The organism is Acetobacter conturbans, assembly GCF_011516755.1.
In the GTDB taxonomy this organism is placed as follows: Bacteria; Pseudomonadota; Alphaproteobacteria; order Acetobacterales; family Acetobacteraceae; genus Acetobacter; species Acetobacter conturbans.
The window spans coordinates 17,456-28,388 of sequence record NZ_WOSY01000025.1; the positions used below are offsets into that span (position 1 = coordinate 17,456).

The 10,933-nt window shown below is 59.6% G+C and carries 12 protein-coding genes; 3 read left to right on the plus strand and 9 right to left on the minus strand.

From position 1 onward, the window contains the following. Nucleotides 1–87: 87 nt before the first annotated feature. The 5 genes from GOB81_RS15570 to GOB81_RS15590 form a co-directional block, all read right to left on the minus strand. Nucleotides 88–1,053 carry a quinone oxidoreductase family protein gene (locus GOB81_RS15570; RefSeq protein WP_173571235.1) on the minus strand — a complete coding sequence of 322 codons (966 nt, stop codon included), beginning with the start codon at nt 1,051–1,053 and terminating at the stop codon, nt 88–90. A gap of 45 nt (nt 1,054–1,098) precedes the next feature. Continuing rightward, nucleotides 1,099–1,500, minus strand: a complete 402-nt coding sequence (locus tag GOB81_RS15575) for a nuclear transport factor 2 family protein (RefSeq protein ID WP_173571236.1) — start codon at nt 1,498–1,500, stop codon at nt 1,099–1,101. 41 nt (nt 1,501–1,541) lie between these two features. Continuing rightward, the gene (locus tag GOB81_RS15580) at nt 1,542–2,306 is read right to left on the minus strand and encodes an SDR family NAD(P)-dependent oxidoreductase (RefSeq protein WP_198912132.1); all 765 of its coding nucleotides are present in this window, start codon (nt 2,304–2,306) and stop codon (nt 1,542–1,544) included. Nucleotides 2,307–2,356: 50 nt separating this feature from the next. Continuing rightward, a complete protein-coding gene (locus tag GOB81_RS15585; RefSeq protein WP_173571237.1) occupies nt 2,357–2,929 on the minus strand; it encodes a TetR/AcrR family transcriptional regulator in 573 nt (190 codons plus the stop codon). A gap of 167 nt (nt 2,930–3,096) precedes the next feature. Next, entirely contained in the window at nt 3,097–3,756 is a 660-nt protein-coding gene (locus GOB81_RS15590) for an HD domain-containing protein (RefSeq protein ID WP_173571238.1), read from the minus strand. A gap of 168 nt (nt 3,757–3,924) precedes the next feature. Between GOB81_RS15590 and GOB81_RS15595 the strand changes: the two genes are divergently transcribed. Further along, nucleotides 3,925–4,890: a GlxA family transcriptional regulator gene (locus tag GOB81_RS15595; protein ID WP_173571239.1), complete on the plus strand. Its 966-nt coding sequence runs from the start codon at nt 3,925–3,927 to the stop codon at nt 4,888–4,890. Between the two features lie 354 nt (nt 4,891–5,244). Here the strand turns inward: GOB81_RS15595 and GOB81_RS15600 are convergent, their stop codons facing one another. Then, nucleotides 5,245–6,165 carry an SDR family oxidoreductase gene (locus GOB81_RS15600; RefSeq protein WP_173571240.1) on the minus strand — a complete coding sequence of 307 codons (921 nt, stop codon included), beginning with the start codon at nt 6,163–6,165 and terminating at the stop codon, nt 5,245–5,247. A gap of 220 nt (nt 6,166–6,385) precedes the next feature. Here GOB81_RS15600 and GOB81_RS15605 point away from each other — a divergent pair, with 220 nt between their 5' ends. Then, entirely contained in the window at nt 6,386–7,282 is an 897-nt protein-coding gene (locus GOB81_RS15605; protein ID WP_173571241.1) for an AraC family transcriptional regulator, read from the plus strand. Between the two features lie 374 nt (nt 7,283–7,656). Here the strand turns inward: GOB81_RS15605 and GOB81_RS15610 are convergent, their stop codons facing one another. Continuing rightward, on the minus strand, nt 7,657–8,472 hold the full coding sequence (locus tag GOB81_RS15610) for an SDR family NAD(P)-dependent oxidoreductase (protein ID WP_129551468.1): 816 nt from the start codon (nt 8,470–8,472) through the stop codon (nt 7,657–7,659). A 102-nt stretch (nt 8,473–8,574) separates the two neighbouring features. Here GOB81_RS15610 and GOB81_RS15615 point away from each other — a divergent pair, with 102 nt between their 5' ends. Next, nucleotides 8,575–9,468 carry a LysR family transcriptional regulator gene (locus tag GOB81_RS15615; protein ID WP_053323614.1) on the plus strand — a complete coding sequence of 298 codons (894 nt, stop codon included), beginning with the start codon at nt 8,575–8,577 and terminating at the stop codon, nt 9,466–9,468. Nucleotides 9,469–9,602: 134 nt separating this feature from the next. Here the strand turns inward: GOB81_RS15615 and GOB81_RS15620 are convergent, their stop codons facing one another. After that, a complete protein-coding gene (locus GOB81_RS15620; RefSeq protein WP_010516056.1) occupies nt 9,603–10,121 on the minus strand; it encodes an RES family NAD+ phosphorylase in 519 nt (172 codons plus the stop codon). After that, nucleotides 10,118–10,483, minus strand: a complete 366-nt coding sequence (locus GOB81_RS15625; RefSeq protein WP_029329702.1) for an antitoxin Xre/MbcA/ParS toxin-binding domain-containing protein — start codon at nt 10,481–10,483, stop codon at nt 10,118–10,120. Before GOB81_RS15625 ends, GOB81_RS15620 begins: the two co-directional genes overlap by 4 nt. Nucleotides 10,484–10,933: the final 450 nt, after the last annotated feature.

A 10,933-nucleotide genomic window follows, 5' to 3' on the forward strand; every position in this document is an offset into this window, starting at 1 on the left:
CTCACATGAGGATTCCGGCAGCTTCCTCATGTGGCCCGAGATAATGCAGAATGCCGCGTCTCCGCTTAAGCCTGCTTTCCGGCCTCTTCACGGAATCAGCAGGAGCTTGCCGGTCGTCTTGCGGCTCTCCATGTCGGCATGAGCGCGGGCAGCGTCGGCCAGCGGGTAGGTGCCGCCGATATGGACCTTCATCTTGCCTTCGATGATCCAATTGAAGATCTGCGCCGAATGGGCGCGTAGCAGGTCCGGCGTATGAATATGGTCCACGAAGACCGCATAACCGATCTTGATGCTTTTCGGGATGCTGGTGATCTCGATTGGGCCGGGGCCACCAAGCACCGGGCCGAACCAGCACAGCGTGCCGGAGCGGCGAAGAGCATTGAGCGATGCCCGCCACGTCACAGGACCCGTGCCGTCATAGGCGACATGCACGCCGTCGCCGTCAGCCACGCGGATGACTTCTTCGGCAAAATCGCCGCCGGCATCCACGATGACATGATCGGCACCGGCCCCACGCGCGATCTCGACCTTCTCCTGCGAAGATACCCGGCCGATGACCTTGCCGCCCCGGATCTTGATGATCTGCGTCAGTAGCAGGCCGAGCCCACCGGCCGCCGCGTGGACTAGGGCAAATTCGCCCTGCTGGACCGGGTAGAAATCCGTCGCGAAATGGCTGGCCGTCAGGCCCTGCATCATGACGGACGCAGCTGTCTGGTCGTCAATCGCGTCGGGAACGGGCACGAGTGCCCCTGCCGGAATGACGGCGCGACTGGCATAACTGCCGGGGGAATAAACCCAGGCCACGCGCTCGCCCGGTCGGAAATTCTCGACATCTTGGCCGACGGACAGGACGCGGCCCGCGCCCTCGACGCCGAGGATCTTCGGATCGGCTTCAATCCAGAACATACCGCGCCGGACGCCGGTATCCATGAAGTTGACGCCGGCCGCGGCCACATCGACCAGAACCTCGCCGGGACCCGGCACCGGGTCGGGTCTCTCGATCAGTTCAAGAACCTTGGGGCCGCCCGGTTCGCGCATTACGATAGCGTGCATGTCAGTCTTCCTTGGAATGGTTAGTCGAAGGGGGTATGCGTCAGGTCACGACTGCGGCGCCGCAAGCGGCTTCGTGGCGTTCAGGGCCTCGCGGGCGGACTGCCCGTCGCTGTAATCATGCCAAAGCACGATGCGGCCATTGCGGACCTCATAGGTCGCCATGTTCGGGATGGCGGCGGATTCACGACCGGGCAGGGCCAGGTGATGGATCTGTTCGGCCAGCACGATCGCGCCGTTGACGGCCTGATGGATCGTCTCGAAGCGGACCTGCGCGAATGTTGTGAAGACCCGCTTCCAGACCTGCACGACGTTTTCTTTCCCGCGCACTTCGGGATCGCCGTGGTTGGAAAATACAATGGCGTCGTCAAGGAATGTCCCGAGCAGGTCCGCATCTCTCTGCTCAAAAGATGCGACGAACTGCCGGACTGTTTCTCCTGCATCTGACATCTGGACAGTCCTTTGCTGGGGATGGTGCCGGTCGGCCGGGATCAGGCGGAGTAACCGCCGTCGATCGTCAGCAGGGAGCCCGTGATGAAGCTGGATTCAGGGCTGGCTAGGTAGGCCACGAAGCTCGCGACTTCCGTATCCGACCCCAGGCGGCCGAGCGCCATGCGGGGACGCAGCATGTCGCGCATCGCGTCGTTCCTGATGTTGTCGGTTTCGGTCGGGCCGGGCTCGATCGCGTTGATCGTGATTCCGCGCGGCCCGAGATCGCGGGCAATGGCGCGCGTCATGGAACTGACGGCCCCCTTGGTCATCGCGTAGGCGAAGGAGCCGGGGAACGCGGTGTAATGCGCGACCACGCTGCTGTTGTTGATGATCCTGCCGCCTTCCTTCATGTGCGGGGTGGCTGCCTGAATCGCGACAAACGCGCCGCGCACATTGACGGCGAACATCCTGTCGAAAGTATCGAGTGCGAATTCGTCCACCGGGCCGCCGAGCACGATGCCAGCATTGTTCACGAGAATATCGAGGCCGCCCAGTTCCACGACCGTGCGGGAGACGGCAGCCCTGACTTCGTCGGCATTGGTGTTGTCCGCCTTAATGGCGAGGGCCTTGCCCCCGGCCGCGGCAACTTCGGATGCAACCTTGTCGGCTTCGTCGGTCGAGGCGGCATAGGTGAACGCCACGACTGCACCATCTGCCGCGAGACGACGGACGATCGCGGCGCCGATGCCGCGCGATCCGCCGGTAACAAAAGCCACTTTTCCGGTCAGTGAAAGGCTCATTGTTAGAAACTCCTGGTCGTCCATTCGAGGTTTCTGGAACGAATAGTCAAATAAAGAACAAAAAAAGGGCTTTCCTAAGCGAGGCAGCGCAAGGCCATCCGTGCTGTCGCACGCAATTCGTCGTGTGTTGCCCCCCCGCGTGCCATGACTTTCAATCCGATGAACGTCGCGTTGATGAACCGTGCGGCGTTCTTCGGGTCGATCTCCGGCGGGATTTCGCCGAGATCCTTGCCGCGCTGGATCGTTGCGGCAAAAATGTTCTGCATGCTTGCGGCAGATGATTTGCCGATTGCCGTTACTTCACGATCGCGTCGGCCAAATTCGCATACTGAGCCCACGCCAAGACACATGCTGTCATCCTGAATGCGGGCCGCGAATCCCAACAAGGCGGCTTCGATTGCGGTCAGAGGAGAGCCGGTCGCCTGAAGCGTTACCGCGATTTGTCCCACACTTTCGAAGCAGTAATGTTGCAAAGCCTCAAGATATAGTGCGCGCTTGTCCCCGAAAGTGTCGTACATGCTCTGGCGACCGATCCCCATGCTTTTCACGAGGGCCTCGGTCGAAGTCCCTTCGTAACCGTAGGTCGCGAAGGTCTTCGTCGCTGCAGCTAAGGCCGCTCCCCGGTCAAATGCTTTCGGTCTTGCCATGGAATGACATATCGCAATTATGGAACGAAGTGTCAAGAACGGTGTAAGTCTTCATATTTTTCATGTGGCTGTATCATGCCGGTTATCACACGCATCCTGTGGATGCAGTTCTCGGACTGACATGCAAACGCCTTCACTATCATGTGAAGATGCGCATGACGCAGCGGTCAGGTACTCCAGCGTGATGTGCGGATGATTGAGCAGAAGTTTCCTTTGTGAAAATGAGGCTCCTTATCAGCGATCACATCCGCCTTTACGTTACCGAAGGTCGTGTCCGGCTTATGGCGGATACCGTCGTAGAATGCCTGGATGATATCTTCCTTGAAATGCGGTGTCCTTGGAAAGGCGGCAACGATTGCCTCGCGGACCGTGTCGGGATACTGGTCGTACGTAAGGCCGAGAACGTCCATTTCGACGCCGGCCGTGGTGAGCGCGATCACGGGATGCATGAATTCCGGCACGCCAGGGGTCGTGTGGAGGGCGATGCCCGTCCAGACCTTTTCGATGTCAGATGGGTCGACGTCGTGACTCTTGAGGAAGTCCCGTGCGGCATTGGCGCCGTCAACTTCGAAACGAAGAGTCTCGCTGCTGTGCGATGGCATCAATCCGATATCGTGAAACATCGCTGCAGCGTAGAGAAGTTCGGGATTGAAGGTCAGTTCGCGCTGCTGCCCGGCAAGCGCGCCGAAAAAATAGACGCGGCTCGAATGATTAAAGAGCAGATCGCTTTCGGTATCACGAATAAACTCCGTGATCGCGCGGCCAAGAGAGGAGTCCGGCACGACGATGCCATTGATGTTCGTCCCAGAACGAAGCGTATCTATCATGACGTAAACTTCCTTTTGTTGCCAGTTCCGACGATCCTGACGCCGGTGTCGCGACCATCCGGCGACCTCCTGCCTCATGAAGCCTGTCGTTTCATGCGGATTTTATTCTCTGTCACGGGTGGCAGAAATGACATATAGACCTCGTATTCTGCCATGAGGTGACAGGTGATGCCGGCTCCCTCCGATGCCCTTGCCATCTGGTTCGTCGTGTTTCCCGGGTTCGAACTCCTCGACGTAAGTGGTCCGCTATGCGCGTTTAATCTGGCGCGCGACTTTCATCGGACGGGCTATGACATTCGGATCGTCTCCGTATCCGGTGGGCTCGTGACCAGCTCGTCGGGAGTGACAATCGACACCATCCAGCCACCTGTGCCCAGGCGCTTCGATACGCTTGTGGTCGTGGGGGCTCCCGATACGGAGATGCTCTCCCAGCAGAATGATCTGATTGCACTTGTGCGCATGCTGGCGCCTCATGCGCGGCGCAGCGCCAGCGTCTGCACCGGAACGTTCGTTCTGGCGGCAGCAGGGCTGCTTGACGGACATCGCGTAACGACACATTGGCGACATACGGCTGATCTCCAGCGCCGCTATCCCTCGCTCAAGGTCGAGGCCGACCGGATTTTCATTCACGACGGTATAGTTTGGACCTCGGCGGGCATTACCGCCGGCATCGATCTTGCGCTGGCCATGATCGAAAAGGATTTCGGGATCGAAAATTCTAAGGCGGTCGCCAGGGAACTTGTGGTTTATCATCGCCGCGGTGGTGGCCAGTCTCAGTTTTCGACTCTTCTCGACCTGGAGCCGCGCCCAGGGCGCATTCGCGATGCTATTGCCTATATTCATACGCACTTGCGGGAGCCATTGTCGGTTGAGCGGCTGGCAGATGTCGCGAGGATCAGTCCACGCCAGTTCGCCCGACAGTTCGTCATGGAGGCGGGGGAGACACCGGCTCGTGCTGTTGAGCGCCTGAGGTGTGACGCCGCTCTCCCGCGTATCGAAAATACAAGCGAGCCTTTCGAGCAGATTGCCCTGCATGTTGGCTTCCGCGATCTCGAACGCATGCGTCGTGCATGCCTGCGCGTCTACGGACAGCCACCACAGGCTCTACGTCGGCGGAATCGTAACAGAGCGTAGTTGCGCCGACTAATTCGCTTCATGTGCTGAGCCTCGTGATGTTCCGCGGCTTTTTGAAATCAGCCTGTATGAGTAAGCTCTTGACCACGCGCACGCTGACGCGCCTGGGGCAAAAAACGAGAATATGGTTGGAGAGTATTTCTCCTGAGCTTTCGGCACATGAGAGAGGGTTCCCGGCAACCTCGAAACAGGCGATCCTGACGCGCAAACAGAAATCTTACTGCCATGGGGCCACCCGGCATCGTCAGGACACGGGGCGAGGCGGCAGACGTCTTTCTGCCGCGCTCTTGTGAGGAAGCAGACTATTTTGCGTCTTATTGCTTTTGCTTTGTTCCTCCTTGCAGTGATCTCTAATTAGTTATTGCTGAACTGCACATGGGCAAGTTGTTCGGAAATATCCCACAAGCGCGCGGCGGCCTGCCGGTCGAGCGCAGCGGGAGGTATTTTAGCCGTGGTGGGATACCCACGCGTCTCACTCAGTCTGTCAGGGCCATAATAGCCGCCGCCCTTTGCCTCCGATGATGTCGCGGCGAACAGGGTCGGCAATGCGCCCTGTGCGGCTGGCTGGAAAAGAAACCATAATATCCGCCGCGCGAGGCCAAACACGCTCGAAGCGCCAGCTCCGTTCGGAAGCAGATCGGTACGCGAGATACCGGGATGGGCGGCGATGCTGGTGATCCCCCAGTTTTCCGCTTCGCTGCGACGCTGAAGTTCCAGCGCGAACATCAGGCAGGCCAGCTTAGACTGACTGTAGACTGGCATCGGCTTGTAATTATGTGTCGCCTGAAGATCATCGAACGCGATCCGACCGTCACGTGCCGCGATGCTGGAGAGTGTGACAACGCGCGGATCATGACCTCTGCGAAGCAGGGGCAGCAAATGCGCAGTCAGTGCGAAATGCCCGAGATAGTTGGTTCCGAACTGTAGTTCGAAACCATCCGAGGTTACCTTGCGTGTGGGGGGCGTCATCACCCCGGCATTGTTGATTAGTACGTCGAGATGGTCGCGTTGGCTCCCCAGGCGCTCACCAAACGCGGTAATCGACGCAAGGTCAGCCAGATCAAGAACCTCGAAGCTGATATCCGCCTTGGGAATATCCCTTTTGATCCGGGCAACGGCTTCCGCGCCTTTGCCTGGGTTTCGTCCGGCGAGAATGACCGTTGCTCCGGCGCGCGCGAGCGCCAGTGCGTCCTCAAACCCGAGGCCGCCTGTTCCGGTCACGACGAACGCACGGCCGCGAATGTCTGGAATGTTCGATGTCGTCCATTTGCTCATATCTGGCTCCTGTACAAGCAAGAAATTCTCTTTTGGGAGTAGTGCCTGATAGTTCGACGGCGCTCGCCATTGATTCCGGTTGATACCCGATACTTAGCTGGGCAGGTTGAGGGACCGAATGCCCGAACTCCCAAATTTCTTGCCCGATCCTGCAATGGTCTGGCTTAGGCGGTGCGCCACGTGTAGACGGGAATAGTTAGAATTTTGGCTGGAGCAAGGAATGTCGTCATCTCTCGCCAGAGCTGTAACCCGCTATTTGGACGCGCGGGGTTGTGGCACGAGCGGGCTATTCACGACGTCGTTCGACGGTCTGAATATCATCAGGCTGAGCGAAAAGACGCCGCCAAATGGCATGGTCTACAAACCGTCACTCTGCATCACCTTGCAGGGCGCTAAGGCGGTGGAGTTTGGGGATACCATTTTCGAGTATGGGGCCATGGCGTTTCTGCTGGTCAGCATCGAAATACCTGCTCTTGGTCGTGTGACGGAGGCGAGCCCTGAATGTCCCTATATCGGCATTACCCTGGATCTGGACGCAGGCATCCTGCGTGAGGTCATGGCGGAACTTGCTCAGCCCCCTTTACCGTCGAATGATCAGGGTATCGGGGTATTCGTCGCCGATCTATCCGAGGATCTGGCCGACTGCATCAGGCGGCTCATACGACTGCTCGATAATCCGGCGGCACCCCAGATCCTCTGGCCGGCGATCATGCGGGAAATCTGTTTCTGGCTGTTAACAGGGCCGCATGCGGGCGAAGTCTGTAAACTTGTTCTGCCCGACAGTCACATGCGACGGGTCGCGGAGGCCATTCATCTGCTGCGTGCCAACTTTGCGAAACCGGTGAGGATCGAGCATCTTGCCGCTGTCGCACGCATGAGCCTCTCGTCTTTCCATCAGCATTTCAAAATGCTGACCTCCATGACGCCGCTCCAGTATCAGAAGCAGTTGCGCCTGCTTGAGGCGCGTCGCCTGATGGTATCAGAGGACGTCAACGTCTCGCACGCGGCGTTTGAGGTCGGTTATGAAAGCCCGTCGCAGTTCAGTCGGGACTATGTTCGCAGGTTCGGGATAGCGCCCAAACGCGATGTGATGGAACTTCGGTCTTTTGTCATTTGACCATGCGGAACCGTGTCCGGGGCTCTGTTAATCTGTCTGTGTCACATTTCTAATCTGTCTGTGTCACATTTCCTGTTTTTGGAAATTGCGATCCACCGGCCAACGCGGTCTGTCCATCGAATAGGATGCGCAGACAGGCAGAAGACGCCTTCATCTCGGCCGTTCCGCCGTCTCACCGGACGTCCCGAAACCGGCCGTCTGGACACAAAGCACTTTTCTCATTTTCCCCGTCTGCCTGGAAAGCTTAGCCCGGACTGTGCCTGGCAGGCCTTGCCCGCGCGTTTCGGGCTTTGCATTCGTTCTTGGAAGCGCCCGAGGGTCACTGCTGGCGCCGAGTAATAACCTCCCTTGGCCCATGCCTTTGTTTTCTCGTGTCAGCCGTAATCGGCGGACTGGGCGATCTCCTGTCGCAACTGGTCGACCTTAGCACCGACCCACTCCCGGGCGTCGGTGCCGAACACGAACCGCGATGGCACCTCGTCTTGGGAAGCAAGCTCCACGATCCGCGCGGCGAGGAGCTTCGGATCGCCTGGCTGGTTACCGCTGGCCTCGTCCACGAACGCGCGATACTGCGCGATCGCCTCGGCATAATCTGGAATGTCGATGCTGCCGAAGCTCGCCGACCTGCCATCCATGAAATCTGTGCGCAGCATCCCCGGCTCGACCAGGAGCGAGCGGACGCCCAACGGTGCCAGCTCCTGCGCAAAGCCCTCCATCCATCCCTCGACCGCGAACTTCGACGCGGAATAGACCGATCCCCCGCCGTTGGAGACGAGCCCGCTGACCGAGGAGATGGTGACGATGAGGCCTGAGCGACGCTCACGCATGTGGGGAGCGACCGCGCGTGCCACGTTCATCGTGCCGAACAGGTTGACCTCGAACTGACGCCGCACCGCGGCATCGGTGAAGGTCTCGAAGAAACCCAGTTCGGCATAGCCGGCGTTGTTGACCAGCACGTCGATCGCACCCAAGCGTTCGATGGTCTCGGCAGCGACGGAGTTCGCGGCTTCAGCGTCGGTGATATCGAGCGCAAGGACGTGCAGGCGATCGTGTTCGCCCTCGAAGGCATCGCGCACGGCGTCGGCGGACCGCGCAGTTGCCACGACCGTTTCGCCCGCATCGAGCGCCGCGCGCGTGATCTCGAGTCCAAGTCCCCGGCTTGCGCCCGTCACCAGCCAGATCTTGCCCATCGCCTGCTCCTCGTTTCTTCCACTGTTGCTGTCTAAGTAGTCATGTTAATGGATCGAGATAAGCGCCTAATCAATAATGGGCCCTAGTAGCAGAGATTATCAATGCGCCCGGATCAGCTTGGCGACCTCGCCGTCTTCGTTGCGATCGCCTCCGACCGCAGCTTCACGCGTGCCGCGAGGCGGCTCGGCGTTACGCAGTCGTCGTTGAGTCAGACCATGAAGCGGCTCGAGGGCCAGCTCGGTTTTCGCCTGCTCTCCCGCACGACACGCAGCGTCGCCCCGACCGCGGCCGGCGAGCGCCTGCTCGCTACCCTCTCGCCAGCACTGGCCGAGTTGGACGACGAGATCGAGACGCTGTCGCAGACACGCGGGGCAGCGATCGGCACCGTCCGGATCACGACGGGCAAACACGCCGCGGACACCGTGCTGTGGCCGATGCTCCCAACCTTCATGCGCCTGCACCCCGGCATCGAGGTGGAGGTGTGCGTGGAGGACGGGCTGACCGACGTCGTGGCGGGCCGCTACGATGCGGGCATCCGGCTCGGCGAGCGACTGGAGAAGGACATGATCGCGCTGGCGGTCGGGCCTCCGCTTCGCGTCGCGGTGGTGGCCGCTCCCGGCTATTTAAGCAACCATCCGAGGCCGATGGAGCCCGCCGACCTCACGGCGCATCGTTGTGTCGCCTACCGCAACGCGCATGGCGAGCTGTCTCCCTGGTCGTTCGAGCGCGACGGTCGTGCGGTAACGGTCACGCCGGGCCGCGGGCCGGTGTTCAACGACGCCGATCTGCTGGTGGCCGCCGCCCTTGAGGGGTTTGGCATCCTTTACATTCTGGAGGATCTGGTGGCGGCGCCGATAGCCGATGGCCACCTCATCCGCCTGCTGGAGCCGTGGTGCGAGCCTTTCGCAGGCTACCACCTCTATTACCCCGATCGGCAGGGGACGACGGCCTTCGAACTGTTCAAGAAGACGCTTCGAGCAAGCAGGGCCGCATAAAGGGTTGGCCAGGCGTCGGCGTCGATTCTCGAAACTCGATCTTTTTTTCCGGAAAGCGGAGCATTTGGTTGTGGCACCTTTCGGCATCGGTTCGCCCGAAAGCCGCCATTTTGTCATTTCACTCTCCAGTCAGCTTACGCCCATGACGCTGCAGTTGTGGGCAGTCGCCTCTCATCATCAATGACGGTTACGCGGGAGGGCGGACTGTCTGACCATGCCCAGAAGACGAGGTTTCTGTCGTTTTCTGTTGCTCCAGGGGCAAAGCTCGGCACGATGATGCCCGCCGCTCCGTCGGCTCTGAGTGCCCTTGCCAGTTTCCATGAAGGCGGCGTCTTGCCTTGGTCAGCAAGGTCTTCCCAGGAACAGGCCAAGGTGGCGGGGGAGAAGCCCAGATCATTAAGACTGGATAGATCGGTCAGATCGAGGACGGGTTCGCTATCGACATCATAGGCACAGACGGTCAAAGGTTGCGGCTTGAATGGAAAACCCTGCTGGGCTTCGAGCCAGGCCGTCTCCATCCGAAGTGATGTGTAAAGGGCAGGTGTGCCGACCGGGTTGAACCGGCCTCCATGAAGCGTCGCACCGTCGCCTGATAATGGGGTGAAAGACCAGCGTGGATTATGAGCCCGGAATACCCGTCCGGTGAACCTCACGCGTAGCCGCCGGTGGCAATCCGATCCAGGTAGCGTCGGACGGCATTGGCGCGTCCCTCACGGACGAGCGCCTCGGCAGTCTGATCACCGAAGGAGGGCAGGGGCTGTGACCGGTACCATGCGAAAGCCTGTTGGGCTGAGCCCGCCCAAGGCCGGACGCGATTGAGGATCTCGACCATGTCGCGCAGCCTCGCCTGGGTGGCGGGACGGCCGAGGCGGGCGCTTTTGGAGACGGCGTCACGTGACAGGCCCAGAGTGGTGGCCAGTTCACTCCTTGTGATGTGTAACATATTGCTCAGCCGTTCTGCCGCGATCAGCCCTGACGGATCGAAGGCGTCGGCGAGGAATGTGGTCTCAGACATGATGGAGTGCCCCATATATTGACCATGATATGGGATTGTATATGAGGCGGATTGCCTATGACAAGGATTCTAGTTGGATATGTTCATGCACGCTGGCATGTTCGCACTGTCATGCGGCGAGGCGGGGTATCTCGCAGTCTACCAATCGCAAGTATCGTTGGTTGTCTTCCCCCGCAACCAACGACGCTTGCGAATGACCATTCGCCACATTTCGCCGTGATCGTAGTGTGCGGTTCCCCGCAACCATACGTAAGCGTCTGAAAAGACACGATAAAAGCCATCCGAAAGGGTGGCTTTCTGCGTTCTGAGGAACGCCGCAGGAAACACATAGGAAACAAATGGAATCAAAGCAGGGCGTAATTTCGTCGGATTTCACGTTCGTGTGATAGCTAGCGGGAGACGCCTGTCGGGCGATCAGGGCTATAATCGGTCCTCATCGAGGCAGGACAG